Here is a 20826-nt window from a genome sequence, read left to right on the forward strand (position 1 = left end):
CTCCTAGTAGTAGGTGACGCGGAGTTGCGGTGGGGAGCCAACCGATACGCCAGCGAACTTTGCGCCGAGAACCCCGCCAGCGGCGGACCCGAGAGAGAACCCCCGGATGGAGCCCGATGCAATTGACGGCCACAGGTATTCAGGGACGCTCACCCAACGACCCTCGCCGCGCGCAAAGTCCTGATCGAACTCATTGGCGGGAGTGCCAGTGAACGTCGCCGGAGCGGACGTGTCGCCGTGCGTTCCGATGACCGCTCGAGCGCCGGCATTCAGCGTCGTCGTCACATTGCGCAGCATCACTTGGCACGCGGTGATCGTCCGACCCGACAGCCCCAGCGGGGGGAATCCGAACTTGGCGGTGTGCTGCGGCCCGACAAGGTTCGTCGGTCCCTGCGTTAGGTAGGGGTTGCCCTCGACCGTCGTGCCGTTGTTCGCCCACGAGCGGGACCATGCAGCAGTCCATGCCTGCGTGGTCGCCACCCCGGGAGGTGTCGGCGTGCCCGTTGTGCCGTCCACCGACCAGTCGGGGATGTTGGGCACATCAGGGCCAACGTCGTCGATCATGATCGACACGATGGGAACGATGTTTCCCCACACCAGGTTCGAACCACCCGAGTTCGTCAGCCGCACGAGGATGTAGTTGTCCCCACCAGCGAACTGGATCGACGACACCGCATCCCGCACACGCATGCCACGGGACATATCCAGAGGGTTGATCTGGATGCCCACTGTCGAGTTGAACTGAGCGCGTTTGACGATGCTGTACCCGCTGGTGTCGTTCAGCCCGATCGGCGTTTGCGACACGAGCACTTCGATTACCGAGGTGCCCACGCCCGCGCTGTTGTACGCCTGGAACGATGAATCGATCTTGAACTCGTACCGGCGTCCGACCGTGGCGACGAACTTGCCCACCGCGATTGCGCGCGTCGCGTCGGTGTAGGTGCCGCCGGCCTTGGCAAAGAACGCCGCAGCCACGCCGCCGCGAGCGAGACGGTCGAAAACCGCGCCGCCATCGGATGAGCCGTTGCGAGTGATGCCCTCGAAACCACCCAACAGGTCGGTGCCACGAACTGTGACATCCGTTGCGACGGATAGCGACTGGAAGGACGCGCCGCCCTGGTTGTCGAGGACGGTCTTGTCCTGATAGCTGCCATCGGATTGCTTCTGGCTGATCGTCAGGTAGTTGTCAGTGTTCGTCGTGAACGCGGCCTGCGCGGAACCATCGTCATTGGTGATGATGAGCCCGGCCGGAGTGATCTGTGTGTTCTGCTGTCCCGTGACCGCGGTGCCCACCGCTTCAAAGATGCGGAGTGCAGAGACGGTGCGACCGCCGCCGCCCGCGCCCTGCGACACGTACACGGTGTACGTGACCGCGTTGGAGGGGAAGGCGAACGCCTCGGCGTGGTTCAGCCGCCATGCGGAGGCAGCGCCGGCACCGTCGAAGGTGACGACGGTGACGCCTGCGCCACCCGATGCTGACCCGGAGATGAGGTACTCCGAGTAGATCGAGCGTGATTGCGGCACTGCCAACACAGCAGTGAAGTACAGGTACGCCTGCTCCGAGCTGGTCGGCGACAGCACCACACCCAGCGGACTGGCCGCCGCGTGCAAGCTGTACCCAGTGAAACCCGGAATGACCGTCAGCGGCGTGGTGCCAGCGATGACACCGGACCACCAGCCCATGTTCGTGGGCGGGGTGGGAACGCGCTCGGTCGGGCCACCCTGCGGCACCTGAGCGCCGAGAGTGATGAACTCCGCTTCGAGCACGCCGACAGCAATCTCGTTCGCCGTGATCGAGTTCGCTTCGATGTCCGGTCCGACCACGCCGACGACCACGATGGGCGTCGAGGCGGAGGGCTGCGACGTGACGCCGAGGGAGTCGACGGCGTAGAACTGGACGTAGTACGTGTTCCCGCGGATCAGCCCGGTGATGGTGATGCCACCGCTGTGGCTGATGCTCGCGCCCGCCGGCGTGTACAGCCCGGTCGGAGTGTCCGACACCGCCGCGTAGACGTAGGCGAACTGCGCGGGCGGGGCAATGACGCCGTCCAGCGGACTAGCCAGAGTGCCATCCCATGTCGCTTTCACGACGCCGAGCTTCACCGTCAGCGCGGGTGCGCTCGGCGGGTCCAGCGGGATAACGGGGGTGGAGGTTACAAGCTCTTCCTCTTCCGAGGGAGCACCCCAGATGCCGTTGGCGGAGCGGGCACGGACGGAGATGTAGTGGTAGTTGTCGGGGTCGTATCCCGGGGCCTTGTGGAACAGGAGGCCACCGGTGCGGCCGGCGGAAACCGGGACGTCAGAGTCCTCGCTGCGCACGAACATCTCGTAATCGACGACGGTGATGGGCGAGCCCGACTCGTCGAGCACGACGGCATCCCATGTGGCGTTGATGTCCGCCTTCGGGTTTGCGCCGATCCACGCACCGGTGGTCTCGTAGACGACGTTCGCCGGGGCGGCCGGGCGGGACTGGTCGATGCTCGGCGCTGGGGTGCTGCTGCCGAGGTCGCCCACACCAGCGATGAACTTGTTCACCTTGGCGTTGACTTTGGACAGGATGCCCCGGAAGCGGCGCCCGAGGATGACGTCGATGGTGGTGTTGAGGTCGCCGTCAACGCGGAGGTTGATCGACGCGACGTTGAGCGGTGTCCACTTCGCGGACAGCCGCGTCATGACGGTATCGCCGGGCTGGTAACTGCGGAATGGCAGGTACAGGGCGACGTCGGCAGCTTCGGTGATGGTGTACTGCTCGTCGGGTGTCGCTGTGAGGCTGACCGTCTTGTCGGTCACGGCAGACGAGGTCACGGTGTCTGTGACACCGGACTGGGTCTGCACGGCAGCGAGGCGGCCCAGAGGCCACGGGCCCGGCGTTGTGCGCACGGCGGTGATGCGGCCGTTGTCGGCGACGGAGACGACGTCGGTGAGGACGTTGTCGAGGTTCGCCTTCAGGGGCCGAGCGTCCGCGTTCTTGCCGAGCTGCACCGGGGTGTCGCCCACGGATCGGTCATACCCGTGCCCGGCGCCGTACGCGTGCAGGGCGCGGCCGTCAGTGGCGAACTCGATCCAACCGAGGTCCAGCAGCATCTGGAAGAACTGCGTGCCCGTCTTGTTCGGGGGCACACCGATCGTGTACTTCGGCCAGAGCTTGCCGTCCGAGTCGCGCGCCTCGGTGAAGTCGTACGTGAGTGCACCGTTCAGCAGCTCGCCGCGCGCGATCGCCTCCTGAATGAGGGTCTTGAGCATCGTGCCAGGGGTGACGTTGTTGAACCGGCGGTCGCCGTCCAGCGCCAGCTTGATGTCCATGCCGTTGACGGTGTCGATGTCGATCGGCGTGCCGCCTACGGTGGAGGCCAGCGAGAAGCCGTTCGTCGTCGGCTCGACGATGTAGTAGTCCTGCCCGGCGGAGAGGTTGTCGGCCCCTCCGGTGTGCATGACGGTGACCTTCTGGTGCAGGAGGAAGTGGTGAGCCTCAGCCTTCACGACGTGGCGGCGGAGGTGCATCGCGATTCCGGCGCCCTTAGCGACCTTGCGCGCGACACCGCCCGCGGAACCCGCGAGCTGGAACGTGTTCGCGGTGACGTTGCGCACGAAGTAGGTCGAGCCGACCGAGACCTCGTTCATGCCGCCGGCCGCGTCGATGCGCACACGGTCGCCGGTGGAGAATCCGTGGCCGTTCTTCGTGATCGTGACACCTGCGGACGTGGCGCCCGTGATCGCCAGGGAGCCGACAGAGTCGAGGCCGTTACGGAAGTACGGGTCTACTCCACCGAGGTACGTCTTGGAGAGAAACCAGCCCCACATGTTGATGCCGGTCAGCGTCTGCACGCCCGCGGGATCGGTGTCGTCGTTGCCGCGCCCGTTCATCAGGAAACGGCAGCCCTTGATTTCGTTCCAGCTCGCGCCGTTCCAGTATTCGACACCGACCTCGAGGTACTTCGGGATGGTGCCGTAGAGCACCGTGGAGACAGGAATCTCAAGGGTGGGGAACTCGTTGTACGGGACGGTGATCTTCGCCTCAAGCGTCGGCACGAGGTAGGTCGGGCTTGTGAGCTGTGCCCCGCCTGGTGTGTAGGCGACGAATTGAGTGGGGAAAGCGGAGGCCACGTCAGCTCCTAACGGAGTATCTAGCTGGGGGAAACGAATGCGCGGCGCGCGAACACCTGAAACGCCGGGCTGTTGCGCGAGGCGGAGGTGATGGAGACCTGAGCTGCGGGGATCTGGCCGTAGACCGGGGTCAGCTCGAAAGCGTTCGGCCCGGGCCCGTTGATGACGGAACCTGTGACTTCGGTGCCGCCCGCCCACGAGTCCGTCGTGGTGACGAACGCGCGGCCGGAGACGGCCTCGAACCGGAAGTAGTTGCCGACCGGGATCGTGGCGTTGTAGGCGAACGACGAGCCGCGGGAGTCGGTGACCACGAAGTTGTCGATGCCGCCCTTGATGCGCAGGATGGCGTCGAGGACGGGTGCGGTCATGCCGTCGAGAATCTTCGCCGTGAGCGCCCCGCTGGGGAACGACAGCTCCGGGTACCAGGTGCCGACCTTGTCGAACCAGAACACGTCGTTGTTGATGAACCCCAGCGAGACGTCGATCAGTTCCTCTTCGTCGCCAAGGGTCTCCGGGCTGCTGCTGAGGAACTGGAGTGGGAACACCTTGTTGGGGTTGTCCGTCCGCGTCATCTGCAGGTTCGGTGACATCGCCAGCAGCAGGAGCCGCCAGTAGTTCTTCCGCGGCGTCTGCACGATGAGCGCAACCTTGGTCGGGTTCAGTGTCGACGGCATCCGCCGGGTGCCGCTCCGGCCTGGAATGACCAGCTCCGTGATGCGTGCACCATAGGAAGCCAGCGGTACCGAGCCGAAGCGGAACGTCCAGTCGTACGCCTCGTTTTCGAGGGGAACCCCATTGAGCGAATACATCAGCCGTTGAGTCCCATCAGCATTACTTCGGCGGCCGTTTGGAGATCCACTGCGGGGTCCTTTGCGGTCGGGTTGATGAACGTGATTCCGCCGAGCGAGAACTGCGGCTGAGAGGTGCCAGCCGTCACGGGGGAGGTGTCACTGCCGCTTCGCCCGCCGTCTGCGAACCGCTGAGCGCCGCGAGGGACGAGGTCGTAGCCGAACTCGTTTGCGGCCTGCGCGAGGATCGTGGTCGATCGGCCGCGCTTCTCTTCTGCGACGGGGATGTAGTACTCGCCCTTGGTCTCCGGCTCCACCCAGATGCGGGCCGTGGTGCCCGCGCGCGCGAACTGTGCCGTGTGGTCCTCTCGACCACCATTGGCGTAGGCGTTCACGCGGCCACCGTCAGCAAACGCGATTCCACCAGAACCGCCGGGGCCTGTGCCCACGTGGGTTTTCAGGTACAGCGTCCGCCCGTTATTCGCGGTGAAGAACGCGTTGAGGTTCGACTGTGCCTGCGTGGTGCTGATCTGCACCTGCGGGACCAACGATGTGATGGTGAGGCCGTACTTGGCGACGATGTCACCGATGGTGGAGGTGCCGTTGGCGAGCTCCCGGGCGACAGCCTCGGCGGTCTTGCTGCCGAGCTGCGCGCCGGCCGCCGCGATGACGGCCTGCGAGTCCTGCAGTCGCTGAGCGAAAGCACCAGTGGCATCGTCCGCCTTCTCGCCGAACAGTGCCTCAGCCTTGGACAGCTCGTCGGCGGACGAGTTCACCAGATCGGCCACCAGGGGAGCACCCTGTGGTCCGAGCTTTTCAAGTTCCTCGAGCAGCCCCGAGGACGCGCGCCCAGCGAGGGCAACGAGGTTGTTCTCCCAGTTGTTCTGGGCGTCGACCTGCTTCTGCAGGGTGGCGAGGTAGTCGTCCAGTCCGACAGAGACGCCGTCGTAGTAGTCCTTCCACGAGTCGCCGCTGCTCTTGGTGGCGTCGGCGGTCGCGGTGGCTACGTCGCGGTTCTTCTGAATGACCTCGTCGTAGGCGCCCTGCAGGTCGACGAATGCGGCATCCGACTTGGTCAGGGTTTCCAGCCACTGCTTGGTCGCCGCGTCGGCGGCCTCAGTGGTTTGGGTGAGCAGTGTCTGAGCTGCAGCGGCCTGCTCGGTCGCGTCGGCGCTGCCCTCAGTGGCGGAGGCAAGATCGTCGTTGCGTTCGCGACCATCCTTGAGCGCCTTGTCGCCGTCACCGATGGCTTTGGAGACCTTGTCAATCTCGCCGCGCATGAAGAACATGTCCTTGGACGTGCCCCGAATGGACTTGGAGAATTCACTATTGGGGTCGTTCGCATCTTTGACAACGCGGTTGTACGCCTTGAGAGCGTCAGCCTCCTGCAGGTAGGCGCCGACGACCTGCGATGACGTGAGGCCGAGTTCCTTACCCGCAGCGATCACCCCCGACTTCTGCAGCTCGTCAGCGGCCCATGCACGCGAGTTGCGCGTGATGGCACCGGTCTGCTTGTCGAGCGTTTCAGCGAGGCTCTCAGCTCGGGCACGAGCGTTGGCAGCGTTCGTAGCGAAGATGCCGAGCACCGTGACAGCGGCGGTCAGGGCGAGCCCAAGCCCACCGCCAGCGAGAGCAGTTCCCTTCATAGTGGTGCTCAGGGTCGTGAGCGCTGCCCGGAACTCCACAATCTTGGGAACCGCGAGCATGAACGTTCCGCCGAGCAGGAGCACGGCTGCCGCGCCGACACCGATGGTGAACGCCGACGACTGCATGCTGGCATCGAGGCTGGAGTACCAGTCGACGAGGTTGGTTATCGTCTGCGTCATTGTGCGCAGCTCTTGGTTGGCAGATGAGCCGGTCTGAATAAGTGCGGAGTCCATCGACCCGCCGAGCTTTTCGATGTCGCCGGAGAGGTTGTTGGTTTTTTGTCGCGCCTGATCGGCAGCGTAGCCGGAATCATTGACGTTGGCTGTCCACTCATCGACACCCGCGGCCCCCGCCGTCATGAGTACGTTGACGGCGTTCATGGACTCGACACCGAAGATACGGTTGAGCGCCGCGGCCTTCTCCTGGTCGGAAAGCCCGCCGAGCTTGTTCTTGAGCATCTCGGCGGTTGCGGCGTATCCGATGAACTTCTTCTGGCCGTCGTACACGTCGATGTTGTACTGCTTCATCGTCGCGGAGGCCTGTGTGGTGGGGCCCTGCAGGGAGGCGAGCATGGCGCGCAGTTGCGTGCCGGCCTTCTCTCCGATGATTCCGTTGGAGGCCAGTAGTGCCAGCGTGCCAACGGTCTGGTCGAGGCCGATGTGCGCCTGAGCAGAGCCGACGCCGACGTAATCGAGGGCGAGGGCGAGGTCATCGACGGAACCCTGCGCCTTGCCCGCACCCGCCGAGAGCAGGTCGGCGACGTGCCCGGCCGCTTCTCCCTTGAGGCCGAACACTGTGAGGGTCGTGGCGGCGATTTCCGCAGCTCGCGCAACACCGAGTTCTCCTGCAGCGGCGAGGGCCAGAGAGCCTGTGAGGGAGCCGTTGAGGATGTCGTTGACCGACTGGCCTGCCTTGGAAAGCTCGGTCTGAGCGTTCGCCGCCTCCGTGGCTGAGAATACGGAGGATGCACCAGCGCTGAGCGCCGCCTGCTCAAGCTTCTTCTGCTCGCCAGCGGAGGCCATTGTGGCCGCGGTGGTCTTGGTAGTTGCGTCGCTGAACTCGGTGTACTTCGCGACGGCGACGGCCGCCATTGTGGCAATCGCCGCGCCGACGCCGACCGCAGCGGTGCCGACGACCGTGTTGGCGGCCTTGGCCTTCTCCTGCAGCTCTTTGAGCTCGGCGGCGGTCTGCTTTACCTTCGGCGCCGCCTTGGCATTCTCGTCACCGAGTCCCTTGGTGGACTTGGCCGAGTCGTCGAGCGGAGCCTTGGTGGACTTTGCGGCTTTGCCGGTCTTGTCCAGCTCGGCGCCGACCGGGGCAACCTTCGCCTTCGTGGTTTCCGCCGCGGCGGCAACACCCTTGAAAGCGGTTTCAGCCTGCTTCGCCTCCTGAGCGAATACTTGCTGCCCGATCATCTGGATCGAGAAGGCGATCGACCCCGCGTTTTGCGCTCCAGACATCCGACATCACCGCTTTTCTGGTCCATGAATCGACGTCGATCAGACGTGTGATTGCCGAGCGGATGAAGTGCCAGGTGCGTGTCTCGAGGGCATGGTCGAGGTCAGGCACGAGGTGGTGCTGTACAAGGTCGAGTTCGACCTCACCGAAGAACTGGGGCAGCACGATGGCCCACAGCTCGACGGCAGTGATGCTGCTGGCTAGCTCTTCTTCGGCGACTGATTGCGCGACCGCTTCGCGGGCGGCAGCTTCTCGATCGTCTTTCCAGTCGGCGGGGTAGTTGTAGGCGGGGTAGGTGCCAGTGACTGGATCTGGGTCTCCAATTCCGAACTCTGCGCGATCGTCGTTAGTGAGAGCCCCAAACTCAGCAGCAGGAGCTCGAGTCCTTTTTTTGCACCGGCGAGTCCCTCACCTCCGGAGAGGAAGGTGTTGACGCCGTCCATGCCGAGCACGGTCTGCCAGAGGAAAGCGGGCATGAGGATGCTCTGCTGCTCAGCGAGGGAGAGTTCCTCGTCCAGGCGCGCCTGCACCTCGGAGCCAACGGCCTCGGCGAGCACGCCGTCCATGCCTACCGGGGAGATGATTCCGGATGCGATCTTGAGGTAGGTCTCGGTGAGTTCTTTGCCTCGACGCCCGGGGAGCGGAGGGATGACGAACGGCTCGTCGACGCCACTGAGGCGGAGTACGAGGTTTCGATTCTGGATTGATGCGATTACGGTCATGCTGTTCTCCCTGCTAGAGGCATTGCGGTGGATGAGGGGTGCTCGGCGGCCAGCGAGTGCCGGCCGCCGAGCGGGTGGTTATGCGCCGCGGTTGTACGGCAGCGCCGTGGAGGCACCGAGCGCGTTGGTGACGACGATCGGAGCCGACCCCGCGGTGCCAGCGGGCACCTCGAGGACCACGTAGTTGTCGTTGCCGACGACCTGCGTGATGGATGCTGCTGCGACGCCGCCGATGGTTGCTGCGGTGACGGTGGTGAGGCCGTAACCCTTCACGACGACGTTCTGACCGGCGGCGCGCGCGGTGGGGAGCGCGCTCTCGAGGACCGGAACACCGGTGCCCGCGATCGGGGACGTGATCTGCTGCACGGCACCGTTGGAGGTGAGGGTGAACTTGTACCCACCCTTGTCCGCAAAGCCCGTGGTGAGGTCAGCGACGGCGACAGCGAACGAGCCCTGAATGGCGCCGAGGGCGGGGTCCTTCGCATCGAACAGCTGCAGGTCGACAAAGTTGGCCGAACCTGATGCCTTCGCGATGTTCAGCAGCGGGACGAGCCACGGCTGGGCGATGACTCCGCTGCTGTCGCGCACGGCCTCGACGTCGAAGCTGACGACGTGGTTGTCGCCGATCTTCTGCGTCGCGGTGCGGCCCTTGTTGCCGTAGTTCTCACGGTTGATGGTCGCGGGGGTCGCAACGTCGGCGATGTTGTTGCAGTCGCCGGTGATGTTCTCGAACACCCCGGCACGCTTGATGCGCAGGAGCTTCTCGTGCGCGAGAGCGAGGGTGCCCTCGGTCTGCGCGGTGGTGTTGTAGAGGGTCTGGTCGGGCATGGTTTATCTCCTTGTTTTGTGGGGGTGTCGGGGCATGCCGACGAACCCCTCGCAATGGAGGGGTGGTTATTGGGGTGGGGCTACAGCCCGCGGCGTCCCATGAGGTGGAAGGTCTGGAACGTGCCGCAGCGCCCACTGCTGTCAGCGCTGATCGCGAGCTGCGAGAACAGCGAGCACCATGCGATGTGCAGCCCTGGCGGGACGTCCTGCTTCTGATCCATGACGGAGGCGATGAACGCGGCCAGGTTCTCGGCGTCGATCGGCGATCCCTTGATGCGCGACTCGATCTGGACGCGGTACAGCATGTCTGCCCGGTCGGTGGCGACGGTCTGCAGGGAGCGGAGGACGAGCGCGTTGTCGGAACCGGCCACGGTGGGCATTCCGGCGCCGAGGGTATAGATGCCACGCTCCCCAGCGGTGTACGCGCCAACCGGGCGGTAGACCGCCACATCATGGTCGGCGAGGTACTGAGCCAGCCCGCGGCGCAGCGTGACCTCGGGGGCGATGGGATCAGCCACGACCGGCCTCCGCCGCGATAATGGCGAGCAGCTCGTCCTTGTTCTGCAGCGCAGGGTCGGAAAGGTAGTGCGACTTGCGTCCGCCTTGGAAGTTCGAGCCACCGGGGTAGCGCCGTCCGAGGCTGTCGACGAACGCGGCATCCTCGTGGAGGCGGGCGGCATACGGGGTGTCGTAGGTCACGAGCGAGTCGTCACCGATGGAGCCGGCAGGCACCACAGAGCCGGAGGACTCGAGCGTGCCGACGTCCAGCGGAACCTCAGCGGCGGACAGCGCCAGCAGCCGTTCCGCGGCCTTGTTCTGCCCGCGCACGGCACCGGCAAGGATCTGCGCAATGACGCCGCCGAAGTCGCCAGTAACGGTCACGTTGGACTGAATCCCGGTCATGACGCTCCCTAGGTGGCCCAGCCCTCAACATGGTTGGGGGTGGTCTCGTTGTAGTTGAAGAGGGTGGAGTCGATGACCTCGGAGGTGCGCTCCCGTGGGGTGCCCGCGGCGCTGAGGATCTTGGACCCGGGCAGTACGTCATCTGTGGTGAGCAGGACAAAGAATGTCGCGGCTAGCACCTCAGCGCCGGCAGTTTCCGATGTGGAGCGGCGGTCGATGACGAGCTTCGACTTCCCCTCGGTGTACGCCGGAATGTCCGGGACTGGGTCGGCCCACGTTGGCCCCTCAGCGCCCTCACCGGTGAGGCGGGTGATCGTCACCCGGTGGGGCAGGTGTTTCTTGCGCAGCCGGGCCATGAGCGCTCCCTACAGGTGTCGGATGACCGGTGAGATGAGGCCAGCGTTGCGGAGGATGCGGGATGCCTTCGGGCCGATGCGCTGCTCGGTCGGGTCAGCGGTCGACTCACGCGAGGACGTTGTACCGAGAGACACCGAGCCGATCTTCACCGCGCCCGCGTTCGCCTCAGCACCAGTCGGGTCGTTATCTACCGCCTGGTACTCGACAATCGCGCAGGTCGCCGCAGTGAACGCGTCCGAGACATCAGCGTCAGTGGGGAACCCGTCGTCATCGAGCGCATAGCGAGAGAACAGCGTCAACGAGTCGACCTCCTCCGACGCCGACCGGAGACGCTTGAGCAGCACAGCGGGGTCGAGTTCGGAGGGTTCCTCGGCGAAGGCGATGTAGTCGGCCTCGGTGGCGTACACACGCTGGGCCATGGTCAGTCCTCCCGGTCGTCGTTGTCGATACGGTTTCGGACGAGAGCTGCTGCTGCGCGACCGCGCGACTCGATGTAGCGTCTCGCCAGGTCAACTCCGGGGAGGCGAATATCGCCACCGCGGCCGTCGCTGTGGGGATCGCCGGCAGGCTCGGCCCAGTCAGGGGTGAGATGCATGATGCCCGAGCCTCCGTCAGCCATGACTAAACCGCGGGGATTTCGACGGTCGCGGTGCCGTCGTCGCTCAGCGTGACGATGCTCGTGCCGTCACCGACGACCGTGCCGTCAAGCAGCTCAACGATTGCGAACCCACCCTCGGGAGCAGCGGCAACAGCCTCGTCGAACGTGAGGCCGTCGCTCTCGAGCTCCACGACGCCAGCGATGACGGCGAGCGGCACCTGCGCGCGGATCGCGGCGATGATGGCGGGCTTCGTCTTGGCCTTGCCCAGCTCGACACCACGCGCGAGCGCGAGCGCGATCAGGTCGGCCTTGAGCCAGGACTCGAGGTCGTCGGACTCGACGGGCGCGGACGGCTCGATGGCGTATCCGTGCTGCAGCAGCGCGGCCGTGAGGTTCGGGGCGTCCGTCAGGTCGTACTCGGCAACACCGTCGACGAACTCGACAACGTCGAATGCGGTCTGGCGGCCAGCCTCGGGGCGGGGGTGGATGATGCGGGCCATGACGGCCTCCGTTCAGGGAATGCGCGGAAAGTTGAGGGGTGCTGGCCCGGAAACGGTGGAAGACGTCTCCGGGCCAGCAGGGTGCTACTTGGAGGGCGTGGTGTTCTTCGCTTCGAGAGCGACACGCTCGGCCTCTGACTGCTCGGCGGCGGTCTTTTCGGCCGCTTCCTTCGCGTCAGCGTCGATCTTGGCCTGAGCGTCGATGGCTGCCTGCTTTTCAGCGGCTTCCTTCTCCGCCTTTTTCTCGGCAGCGGTCTGCTTCACGACCTCTTCCCAGTCGCCGGGATTGCTCAGCTGCTCGATCGACTCGTCCACCGTGATGGTCTTGCCGTCGATGCGGGACTTGAATGTGTGTGACATGGTGCCTCGTTTCAGATTGTCAAGAGAGGGGGTGGGCGGCTGGGGTTACCAGCCGCCCAGAGGTCGACCTATACGAAGGTCGGAAGGCCACGCAGCTGGGCGTGGGCCTTCTCGTTGCCGTACTCGAGACCAATCTCGCCGTACAGCTGGGTGCGCTCCGCCGAACCGACCTTCGCCAGGTCCTCTTCGAAGAAGTGGCCTTTGCCGGGCACCTCGAGGAAGAACGGGGCGAGCTGCTCGAGCGAGACGATCGCGAGAGCGTCCTGCGGGAGCTGGCGGTCCAGCATGATGTTGAGCGTGCCGAAGTCGGTGTCGATCGTGGTGAGGTTCAGCCCACCAACGTTGCGAGTACCGGAGAACGGGTCACTCTTCGCGTACGCCGAGGCGTACGTGGCGGTGAGGTTCCGCTTCTGCGAGCTGTTCACCGCGATGGTGCCGGAGATTGCGTCTCCGAGGCCACCGTTGTCGTACGCACGCTGGAACAGCGAGTTGTACGTGTCCAGCGTCGGCGCGGTCGTCGACACGGCGTAGAGCTTGATGCCCGTCGCCGTTCCGAGGGTGATCGCAGCGCCGCCGTTGGTGGCGGACACCTTGAACGCCGTGGTGCCGGTGACAGCCTGGACGAAGTACACCCGGCCGATGACCACGGAGGTGAGTCCACCGCGAGCGGAGAACACGACCTTGTCGCCCACGTTGAGTCCGTGGGTGATGGTGATCGTGTCAGTGGCCGAGGTGCCAGCGACCGTGGCGCCGAGCTCGACGCCGCCGTTGCTGTAGATCACCTTGTTGGTGGCGATGGCCTGCAGCAGGCCGCGGGTCTTGCGCGCGGTGGTGTTGTCAGCGGGCTTGTTGTACTCGCCGTTCCAGAACGCGTGGTTGACATCCTTCGCGACCGCCTTGATTTCGTTCATGACCTGCTCGTCATGCTCGTTCGCGATCGGGTTGGTGCCCTCCACGCCGGCGGTCGTCGTCTTGTTCGGCGTCGACTGCTTGGTGTAGCTGGTCTCCACCGCGGAGTGGTGAATCTCGGCGATGTTGGTCACGTTCGAGCGAACGCGAGCGACACCGGACGGTGCGGCTGCACCTTCGAGCGCGGTGTTCTGGTCGTTGTCGCGGAGGTCGGTGACCTGCCACTCCTTCTCGACCGTCTTGACGGACTTGCCACCCGTGAGGCCACCGATGGCGGACAGCAGTGGGGTGGACTCGGGCGTGATGCGGAACAGCTCGCCAACGAAGTTGGGTTCGTTGTAGGTCGTTCCCTGTCCGGTGATTCCGGGCATGGTAGCTCCTTAGGGCTAGTTGGCCTTCGCAGCGCGGATGCGCCGCTTGAGCACGATGGATGCGGAAACGTCCCCGTCCTTCTCCGCTTTCGCGAGTTGGGTTTCGAGGGACTGGAGTGTGGCGCCCTGATGACCGTCGCTGCCTGAGCTGGCCGGGGTGATGCCGAGTGCCGCATTCGCCTGGAGCGCAGCTGTGATTTTGGCCGTGATGGCCGCTTCATCGGTCGGATCTACCGACGCGATGGAAGTCATGAAGTCCTTGTTGGCAAGGAGTTTCTTGGCGGAGGCGCCGAGGCCGTGAGCCTGTACGGCGACCTCGGTGGAGAGCTTGCCGGCGATGACGGCGGACTGTGCAGCGGTGAGGCTGCCGTCCTGCTCGCTCACCTTGTTGGTCAGCTCGGTGACCTTGGCTGCGAGCTTCACCGGATCGGTCTCCGTCTGCTCGCCGCCGCCGATCAGCTTCGCGAACTGAGCGAGGGTGCTCTTGGTGGCCTTCTCGACCGCGTCGGCGATGTCCTTCTCGTGCTTCGCCTTCGTTGTGGCGAGATCACCGCGGACATTCTCGAGCAGCTTCTGTGCACGCTCGGGGTCGAAGTTCTCTTTGGTCCAGGGGGCATTGTCGCCACCCGCTGCGGCTGTTGCAGCGGCAGCAGCTGCGGCCTGTGCGGCTGCGTCGTCACCACCCTCGTTCTCGAGGTAGCGGATGCCCATGAGGGCGTGCTTCGTGCGGCCGATGACGGCGAGACCGTCAGTGCCGCGCTGGGCGGGGTACGAGCATGTGGTGATAGTCACGGTGGACTCCTTTGCGGCACCTGGCCGCGGTTGGGGTGTTCCAGCCCTGCGCTGGAAGTGGGGTCGTCGCCACCGTGAGCAGGGCACGATGGCGACGAGATTGTGGGGACGGTTATCCGTCTGCGAATGCGAGTTGTTCGCGGTACGAGGCGCGTGGGCGTCCGGTGGTGTTGACGAAGTCGCGCATCTCCGCTTGTCCGTCGAGGACGTCACGGTGTGCGCGGCGGCGGGAGATGTCATCCCCGGCGACCGACTCGTCACGTTTGGCTGAGCGGATCTTGCGCTCGATCGCGCGCTGCGTCTCACGTTCCCGCTCAGCGATGGGGTCGTACTCCTGCCCCTTCTGCGGGATGGAGAGGCCGGGGAGGTAAGCGGTGCACTTGTGCCGACAGTTCGGATGAAAAAGCCCAGCACCTTTGGCGTGCTCGAGTGTCGCGGCGATGACGACGGTGATGGTCTTATCCTGCGTCGCGTGCTGTACAGTCACAGCGCCCGTCGTGCCATCCGTGGAGAGGATCTTGCCGACCCACGGTGCACACCGCTTGCAGGAGTCGCTGGCGCCCTGGACGGTGACGAGGTTGATGCCTGACTGCTGCATCCGCCATACGCCGGCGTCGTTGTACGCACGGTTCACCGCGGTACGGGTAGCCATCTCGGCGTAGGAGCCGATGTGCCAGTTGCGGTCCGCCTTGTCGACGAACCCCGTGATGCCTTCTCCGAGGAACCGCTGCACCGCTGTGCGCTGTGCGAGCTGGCTGGTCTGTACACCGAGCAGGACGTTGGAGGCGGTCATGTTGATGACTCGCTGGTAGGCGTCCTGTGGGTACCGGGCGATGCGGAGGTGCATCGCTTCGAGGCGTGAGCTGAGGTCGAGGGTGAGCTGCGCGACAGCCTGCGTCGCGTTCCCTGTGAGCGGGGTAGTGACGGGGAGGCGCTTCGCCATGCCCAGTCGGGCAACGGCCGCGGCCTCCCCTTCTTTCGCGGCGATGTCGATGATGCTCTGCGCGAGCTCGTCACTGCGCAGCTTCTCCGCCATCTGCAGGCCGGTGAATTGCAACTCCCGCAGCGTTTGTGCTCGATACCCTTCGAGTTCAGCCAGTGCCCGGTTGCGGGCGAGGGCGGCTTCGAAGGGCTTGCGGTCGATCGAGTCGAGGTTCGCCCGGCGTAGCGCTTCCTGCAACGCGAGGTCGCGGTAAGCGCGGCGGGCGACCGATCGAATCAGTTCGTCCTCGGCGCCGGCGTAACGGGCGGCCAGCTCGAGGCCCAGCTCTTCGATCAGATCAGCGGCAGAGACGGGGTTCTCAGGGTCCGGGACGTACACGGCCATGAGCTACCTCCGCGTGCGTCGCTTCCGATGTGCCTTGGTCTGCTGCGCGCGACCGCCGGACTTCTTCGACGACTGACTTCGGATCGCGTACCCGTGGAGGCCTGGCATCAGCGACTCCGCTTCTGTTTGGTGTTCCGGTAGCGAGGAACGTCGAACCACGAGATGCCCTTGACGCGCACACCGCGGTCACAGAGCGACACGACCGCGTACGCCAGGAGGCCGAGGGCCACCAGCACTATCGACTCGTTCACTCGGTCTCCTTCGCGGGGTCGTCGTCACCAGTGAAGGTGGCCGGGTCTGGGGCGAGCGTGCCAAGTTCCGCCTCAGCACGTTCGATCTGCAGTCGGATCTCCGCCTCGGTGACGTCCTCACCCTCAAGGCGGTAACGGACCCGATCCTCGGTGGCGATGGAACGTGCCGCGTCGAGGTACTGCAGGGTCCGTGCTCGCTTCTCAGGATCTTCCTGACTGATCTTCGCGAACCCGATCGTGGGTGTGCCGAACTCGCCGCCGCCCTTGCCGGGGAACACGACACCGTCGATGGCGAGGCACACCCGGGCGTTCTTTGCCAGCGCGGGGCGGGCGTAGATGCCTTTCACGTCACGGGTGGCTTCGGTCTCGGCACGGTCGTCGGTGACTTCCGTTGCCGTCTTGGCGCCGCTTGCCATGTTCGACTTGCCGAACTCCTTCGGCGAGAGGCCAATGGTGCGCAGCACACGCCGCTCGAGGGCGTCGATGATGTTGAGGTGCACGTCATCACGGATGTCGAACTGGCTGATGAGCATCTGCGACTTGAGCGAGTCAGCAGCCGCGCCAAGGGTGTTGATGCCCTTGTAGTAGGTGCGGTCCGGGTCGAACGTGGGTCCCTGACCTCGAGCGCCAGGCTCAAGGTAGGACTCGGGAAGGGTGACGCGGCCAGCGCCGTTCTCCACATCACGGAACAGCGACGACCACAGCTGGTCCGTCTTGTCGAACACCGGCTCGAGGCCGAGGTAGTCGGAACGTCCCACCGAAGCGAGCGCCCCGAACTGCTCCCAGTCAGGGTTCGGCATCATGTTCGGGTAGTAGGCGACCGCCATCTCATCGATGCCGGTGGCGATGCTGATCGTGTACTGCCCCTCGGTGGCGAGACGCAGGTACTCGACAGGCGATTTCAGTCGGGCGATGTGCGCGGTCTCTTCGAGAGTGTCGACAGGCACAGCACGACCGAGCGTGCCCACTCCGCCCTCGTACAGGGTGAAGCGGATCAGGCCGGGCCCGGGGTGTTCTTCGATGAGGCGGAACACAGCGCGGCCGTCGTCCTGCTGGTATTCGGTCCACAGCTTCACCGAGGCGAGGCGACCGTGGCGGAACACAGGGAGGGCGACGTCGGCGCGGTACGCCTTCGGGAATACGTGATCGGCGACCTCAGCGTCCCATGCCGGGGCGAGGTACGCGCCACCGAGGGATGAGGCGTATTCGCCGGACTTGAGCAGCTCGGCGTGCGACTCGTCGGAGCTCATCAACGTCATGAGGCGCTCCTGCGCCTTGACGTTCTTCGAGTCGGAGTCGGGCAGCTCAAACTTGGGGGCTTCGCCGAACAGGATCGAAGCGGACTTCTGCGCAACGTCGGCCGGCAGCGGCAGGTGCAGACGCACCCGGTCCTCACCCTCGGCGATCGGCTTACCCCAGAACATCTTGGACAGGTTGCCGACAACACCACCGCGGTGAGGCCGCCCCTGGTGGATGTGGGTTGCCCGGGTCTTGCCGGAGTAGATCTGCTCGATGGTCGCCATGTCCGACGCCCACCATGCACGGTGTTCGGCGTACCGTGACCCCGCGATGTCGAAGGGGTACGGGGGGAAGGCGTCGGCGTTAGCCATGTGGCCTCCTAGGCGGCGAGTTCGAACTTGATCCGGGAGCGCCAGATGTTCTCGGTTGTGATGACTGCGTACCGGACGGCATCGCAGGCGTGGTCGTTGACCTTCATCGGCTTGTCAGCGCCGAGCAGTGTGGCCTTGGGGTCCCAGCTGTAGCCCGGGGCCTCACGGATGAAGTTCTTGCACCGCGTGGTGGTTATCAGCTTCTTCTCGTAGATGAGCGAGGCCATCGTGCGAACCCCGTAGAGCACCTCGTTGTCGGCCTGCGTCGTCATGACGCCCTGCTGTGCGAGTTCTGTTCGAAGTGGTGCGGCTGACGGGTCGAGGATGATGAACCGAGGGGTGAGGCGGGGGCTGTTCGGCGGGAGGTGGTCTGCTTCGATCCACGCCTTGAGCTCGCGTGCCTGCTCGGAAGGGGGCAGTTGGCGCTGTTCGACCTTCGAGTTGAAGTAATACTCGTCGATGAGGTACAGGCGTGGCGCCGGCCGGTTGTACTGGTCAAGTTCCGCACTGATACCGAGCAGCAGGGCAGCGGTCGGGTTCGATGTTCCGTAGTCCATGCCGACCGCGATGAGCTCCGCCATTGGCGGCAGGTCGTCCCACTCGATGACGTACCCGAGTTTGAGGTCGGGGTCGAACGTCTCGAAGATCGCGCCCTCGGCGGCAACCCATTCCCCGAGCACGTTGCGGCGGTAGTACAGGCCGGTGTTCTCGCGCCTGATCGCATCCTTGCGCGCCTCGGACAGCATGGGGTTGTCGTCGAGCAGGAACTTCCACACCTTCCAGTCCGGGAGGAACTGGGGGTGCTCAGGGTCACAGCGGTCGAGGAAGTTGACCTTGAACCAGTGACCAGGGGAGTCGGGGTTTGTGGTGCCGAATAGCTGCGCGCCTTCCCAGAGGCGGTTCAGCAGCTGAGTGAAGAAGTCCTCGCGCAGCAGCGTCAGCTCGTCAACGTATGCACCGGCACAGGTGAGACCTCGAAGGACGTTCTCTGAGCGGATGTCAGAGGAACCGAGCACCCACACCTTGCGGCCCAGAATCATGCCGTAGGCGGCGCCGGAGGTGTAGCTGACGAAGCGTGATGTCGCACCGAACAGGTTCGGGTCCATCAGCGGGGCAAAGACGTTACGTGCGGCTGAGTCGCGTGTGCGAGACACCACAACGAGTTCGCCACGAGTTGTGTTCGTTGCGACGTAGATCAGGAACCGCGCCAGAGACGCGATGGTCTTGCCCGAACGTACCGAGCCTTCCCAGATGTTGATGCGAGCCGTCGACTCCCTGAGGGAGCAAATCTGCTTCTCCGACATCGGCGCTTTGAAAGCCGTGTTGGGATGCAGAACGGTAGTCACACGATTCCCAAGAACGCGCCCAGCTCGGCGAGCATGCCCTTCGCCGCTTCCTCGCCCGCATCGCCGTCGACCAGTTCAAGGCGAGTGGCCTTGTCAAGGTAGATGCCGATAGCCGAAGCGAGCGCCTTCTCGTCCTGAGCAGGAGGGGCGCTGTCCTCAACCTTCTCCATACCGGAGCCAGCGACCGCGATGTGGTAAACGAAGATGTCAGCCTCGAGGCGATCAAGGATGGACTGTGTGCGCAGATACATCCGATCGATGATGTCTGCGCGAACCGCGGCGCGATCGATGCGGTGTGCCGAGACAGCCGCGGCGGTCTTAGCCCGATCGAACAGCAACCCCTCACGCTTCGCCCACCCGGAGATGGTCGACGCAGCAACTCCCAGCTCCCGCGCAATGGCGTTACAGGACTTGCCGGCATCGAACAGCTCGCGTGCGCGCGGACCCTGATCGAATGTTTGACCTTGAGCCATTGCGATCACCTCGTTGCGCCACCTGGACGCGTTCGGATGAGGCGATTTGGCCTCGAATGTGTGGTTTGTCCCCCGGTTTTGGGGGTTTGGGATTACTTCGGCGTCTTTTCGGAGCCGGTTGTACCCCGTTTGGAGGTGTTCGGCGGTAGCGCGCAGGTCCACGGTGGCCGGAAAGGTTGCAGCCATGTGTGAGCGCGGCCTTCGTTGCACGCCGTGGGCTGGGCACGATGGGCTGACGTTGACGCGCTACCCCCGAAGAGGTTCCGGCTCGCCCAGTGGTGCACGCTCTTGGCGGCGAGTTGGCTGCTGGGGCCGGACATTCATTCGTGAACCGCTCCTGTGGCATGCAACACCCGTGGAGGCGATCCACGCGTGCGCGGCCGCGTCATTAGTAGGCTCTGCACATGGCAGAAGCGAAATGCGGCTGGTGCGGCAAGCCGACTTACATGCAGCCGGTGATGGCCTCGAGACCGGTGCGAACTTCCAACAACACCCTGATGAGGGCGGTTGCGTGCGTCTGCGCGAACTGCACTCGGTTGAGTGTTGTGAACTGGATACCCAGCAGAAGTAATTCCGACGAACCCGAAACTACTGACACCCAGATTTGGTCTCCTGAGTTCGTCGCTGGTCGCGATTTCCCGGATGTGCCGGAAGTTATCGCTGACGCTGCCACTGAGGCATATCAATGCCACAGCATCTCGGCGTACCGCGGCTCGGTTGCAATAGCACGGGCGGTCGTGGAGGCAGCAGCGAAAGCACGCGGCGCTACGGAGAGTGACCTGTACAAGATGATCACCGGGTTGTACGAACGCCGGCTCATACGTGAGCACATCAAGGACGCTGCGCACGAGATCCGACACCTTGGCAACTCGGTCGCTCATGGCGACTTTGTCGTGAGGATCACCCCTGAGGAGTCAGACGAAATCTTGGGACTGATGAGTGAACTGCTTCACGAGTTGTTTCAGTCGCCGGCCGCGGTCGAGCGCAGAAAAGCTGCGCGCTTAGCGAAGCAGGCCGAGTAGCGGAGTTCGGCAGTGCGCGCAGTACCGCCACTCCCGGAAAGGTGCGGGAGCTTCAGGGCGGACTTCGCGCTCGTTTCCCTGACACGTTGACGCGGCACTGCCGAAGATGAGGGGTGGCAGCCGACCCGGAGGCGCTCTGCCGTATGACAACCGCCCTACGCGGGCTTGGGGCTGTTGCTGACCCGTGGTGAGGGTTGTTGCCGATGATCACCGCGTTAGCAATGACCCTTGTCCGAACGGTGTGAACCATCCAGTAGCTAGCACCTCGGTCTGCGCGTGTCGGTCGGTGCATTCGTTCGATAGGGCTCAGTGTGGTTACTGAACCGGATGCCCGATTCGGCCAGCATCGGAAGGAATCGCCAATGTTTCCTGCACCAACTTGTCAGACCTGCAATACGGACGATTACCTGCACTACTCGAAATACACACCGGCGCGCATCGAGCGAACGACCATGAGGAC

20 protein-coding genes are annotated in these 20826 nt (G+C 64.6%); 1 reads left to right on the top strand and 19 read right to left on the bottom strand.

The genetic code is table 11. The features are described from left to right. Window positions 1-3: 3 nt before the first annotated feature. The 19 genes from HB677_RS13125 to HB677_RS13215 form a co-directional block, all read right to left on the bottom strand. Entirely contained in the window at window positions 4-4104 is a 4101-nt protein-coding gene (locus HB677_RS13125; protein ID WP_213816177.1) for a hypothetical protein, read from the bottom strand. A 20-nt stretch (window positions 4105-4124) separates the two neighbouring features. Further along, entirely contained in the window at window positions 4125-4913 is a 789-nt protein-coding gene (locus HB677_RS13130) for a hypothetical protein (RefSeq protein ID WP_213816178.1), read from the bottom strand. Beyond that, entirely contained in the window at window positions 4913-7999 is a 3087-nt protein-coding gene (locus HB677_RS13135) for a phage tail tape measure protein (RefSeq protein WP_213816179.1), read from the bottom strand. Before HB677_RS13135 ends, HB677_RS13130 begins: the two co-directional genes overlap by 1 nt. A gap of 198 nt (window positions 8000-8197) precedes the next feature. Further along, entirely contained in the window at window positions 8198-8719 is a 522-nt protein-coding gene (locus tag HB677_RS13140; RefSeq protein WP_213816180.1) for a hypothetical protein, read from the bottom strand. A gap of 78 nt (window positions 8720-8797) precedes the next feature. After that, window positions 8798-9547: an IPT/TIG domain-containing protein gene (locus HB677_RS13145; protein ID WP_213816181.1), complete on the bottom strand. Its 750-nt coding sequence runs from the start codon at window positions 9545-9547 to the stop codon at window positions 8798-8800. Window positions 9548-9627: 80 nt separating this feature from the next. Further along, window positions 9628-10065: a hypothetical protein gene (locus HB677_RS13150; protein WP_213816182.1), complete on the bottom strand. Its 438-nt coding sequence runs from the start codon at window positions 10063-10065 to the stop codon at window positions 9628-9630. After that, the gene (locus HB677_RS13155) at window positions 10058-10450 is read right to left on the bottom strand and encodes a hypothetical protein (RefSeq protein ID WP_213816183.1); all 393 of its coding nucleotides are present in this window, start codon (window positions 10448-10450) and stop codon (window positions 10058-10060) included. Before HB677_RS13155 ends, HB677_RS13150 begins: the two co-directional genes overlap by 8 nt. An 8-nt stretch (window positions 10451-10458) precedes the next feature. Continuing rightward, the gene (locus HB677_RS13160) at window positions 10459-10806 is read right to left on the bottom strand and encodes a hypothetical protein (RefSeq protein WP_213816184.1); all 348 of its coding nucleotides are present in this window, start codon (window positions 10804-10806) and stop codon (window positions 10459-10461) included. Window positions 10807-10815: 9 nt separating this feature from the next. After that, the gene (locus HB677_RS13165; RefSeq protein ID WP_213816185.1) at window positions 10816-11226 is read right to left on the bottom strand and encodes a hypothetical protein; all 411 of its coding nucleotides are present in this window, start codon (window positions 11224-11226) and stop codon (window positions 10816-10818) included. Window positions 11227-11228: 2 nt separating this feature from the next. Next, the gene (locus HB677_RS13170) at window positions 11229-11426 is read right to left on the bottom strand and encodes a hypothetical protein (RefSeq protein ID WP_213816186.1); all 198 of its coding nucleotides are present in this window, start codon (window positions 11424-11426) and stop codon (window positions 11229-11231) included. A gap of 2 nt (window positions 11427-11428) precedes the next feature. Further along, window positions 11429-11905 (bottom strand): hypothetical protein, encoded by a 477-nt coding sequence (locus tag HB677_RS13175; RefSeq protein ID WP_213816187.1) that lies wholly within the window; start codon window positions 11903-11905, stop codon window positions 11429-11431. A gap of 84 nt (window positions 11906-11989) precedes the next feature. After that, window positions 11990-12265: a hypothetical protein gene (locus HB677_RS13180; protein ID WP_213816188.1), complete on the bottom strand. Its 276-nt coding sequence runs from the start codon at window positions 12263-12265 to the stop codon at window positions 11990-11992. A gap of 68 nt (window positions 12266-12333) precedes the next feature. Further along, on the bottom strand, window positions 12334-13545 hold the full coding sequence (locus tag HB677_RS13185; RefSeq protein WP_213816189.1) for a DUF5309 family protein: 1212 nt from the start codon (window positions 13543-13545) through the stop codon (window positions 12334-12336). Between the two features lie 15 nt (window positions 13546-13560). Beyond that, complete coding sequence (locus tag HB677_RS13190) at window positions 13561-14337, bottom strand: hypothetical protein (protein WP_213816190.1); 777 nt, start codon at window positions 14335-14337, stop codon at window positions 13561-13563. A 112-nt stretch (window positions 14338-14449) separates the two neighbouring features. Next, window positions 14450-15664 (bottom strand): phage minor capsid protein, encoded by a 1215-nt coding sequence (locus tag HB677_RS13195; protein ID WP_213816191.1) that lies wholly within the window; start codon window positions 15662-15664, stop codon window positions 14450-14452. 107 nt (window positions 15665-15771) lie between these two features. Then, window positions 15772-15915 (bottom strand): hypothetical protein, encoded by a 144-nt coding sequence (locus HB677_RS13200; protein WP_213816192.1) that lies wholly within the window; start codon window positions 15913-15915, stop codon window positions 15772-15774. Continuing rightward, window positions 15912-17525, bottom strand: a complete 1614-nt coding sequence (locus HB677_RS13205; RefSeq protein ID WP_213816193.1) for a hypothetical protein — start codon at window positions 17523-17525, stop codon at window positions 15912-15914. The genes HB677_RS13200 and HB677_RS13205 overlap by 4 nt, the downstream gene beginning before the upstream one ends. A gap of 8 nt (window positions 17526-17533) precedes the next feature. Next, the gene (locus HB677_RS13210) at window positions 17534-18829 is read right to left on the bottom strand and encodes a PBSX family phage terminase large subunit (RefSeq protein WP_213816194.1); all 1296 of its coding nucleotides are present in this window, start codon (window positions 18827-18829) and stop codon (window positions 17534-17536) included. 38 nt (window positions 18830-18867) lie between these two features. After that, window positions 18868-19530, bottom strand: coding sequence for a hypothetical protein (locus HB677_RS13215; RefSeq protein WP_213816195.1), 663 nt, complete (start codon window positions 19528-19530; stop codon window positions 18868-18870). A gap of 218 nt (window positions 19531-19748) precedes the next feature. Here HB677_RS13215 and HB677_RS13220 point away from each other — a divergent pair, with 218 nt between their 5' ends. Further along, window positions 19749-20366, top strand: coding sequence for a DUF4145 domain-containing protein (locus HB677_RS13220; protein ID WP_213816196.1), 618 nt, complete (start codon window positions 19749-19751; stop codon window positions 20364-20366). Window positions 20367-20826 lie beyond the last annotated feature (460 nt).

The sequence above is a fragment of the Glaciihabitans sp. dw_435 genome (assembly GCF_018449675.1).
GTDB lineage: Bacteria > Actinomycetota > Actinomycetes > Actinomycetales > Microbacteriaceae > Glaciihabitans.

What these genes read in the sequence shown, in the direction of transcription:
- HB677_RS13130 (WP_213816178.1), bottom strand. Translation starts at nt 4,913, where the DNA reads ATGTATTCGCTCAATGGGGTTCCCCTCGAAAACGAGGCGTACGACTGG.
- HB677_RS13135 (WP_213816179.1), bottom strand. Translation starts at nt 7,999, where the DNA reads ATGTCTGGAGCGCAAAACGCGGGGTCGATCGCCTTCTCGATCCAGATG.
- HB677_RS13140 (WP_213816180.1), bottom strand. Translation starts at nt 8,719, where the DNA reads ATGACCGTAATCGCATCAATCCAGAATCGAAACCTCGTACTCCGCCTC.
- HB677_RS13145 (WP_213816181.1), bottom strand. Translation starts at nt 9,547, where the DNA reads ATGCCCGACCAGACCCTCTACAACACCACCGCGCAGACCGAGGGCACC.
- HB677_RS13155 (WP_213816183.1), bottom strand. Translation starts at nt 10,450, where the DNA reads ATGACCGGGATTCAGTCCAACGTGACCGTTACTGGCGACTTCGGCGGC.
- HB677_RS13160 (WP_213816184.1), bottom strand. Translation starts at nt 10,806, where the DNA reads ATGGCCCGGCTGCGCAAGAAACACCTGCCCCACCGGGTGACGATCACC.
- HB677_RS13165 (WP_213816185.1), bottom strand. Translation starts at nt 11,226, where the DNA reads ATGGCCCAGCGTGTGTACGCCACCGAGGCCGACTACATCGCCTTCGCC.
- HB677_RS13170 (WP_213816186.1), bottom strand. Translation starts at nt 11,426, where the DNA reads ATGGCTGACGGAGGCTCGGGCATCATGCATCTCACCCCTGACTGGGCC.
- HB677_RS13175 (WP_213816187.1), bottom strand. Translation starts at nt 11,905, where the DNA reads ATGGCCCGCATCATCCACCCCCGCCCCGAGGCTGGCCGCCAGACCGCA.
- HB677_RS13180 (WP_213816188.1), bottom strand. Translation starts at nt 12,265, where the DNA reads ATGTCACACACATTCAAGTCCCGCATCGACGGCAAGACCATCACGGTG.
- HB677_RS13185 (WP_213816189.1), bottom strand. Translation starts at nt 13,545, where the DNA reads ATGCCCGGAATCACCGGACAGGGAACGACCTACAACGAACCCAACTTC.
- HB677_RS13195 (WP_213816191.1), bottom strand. Translation starts at nt 15,664, where the DNA reads ATGGCCGTGTACGTCCCGGACCCTGAGAACCCCGTCTCTGCCGCTGAT.
- HB677_RS13205 (WP_213816193.1), bottom strand. Translation starts at nt 17,525, where the DNA reads ATGGCTAACGCCGACGCCTTCCCCCCGTACCCCTTCGACATCGCGGGG.
- HB677_RS13210 (WP_213816194.1), bottom strand. Translation starts at nt 18,829, where the DNA reads ATGTCGGAGAAGCAGATTTGCTCCCTCAGGGAGTCGACGGCTCGCATC.
- HB677_RS13215 (WP_213816195.1), bottom strand. Translation starts at nt 19,530, where the DNA reads ATGGCTGCAACCTTTCCGGCCACCGTGGACCTGCGCGCTACCGCCGAA.
- HB677_RS13220 (WP_213816196.1), top strand. Translation starts at nt 19,749, where the DNA reads ATGGCAGAAGCGAAATGCGGCTGGTGCGGCAAGCCGACTTACATGCAG.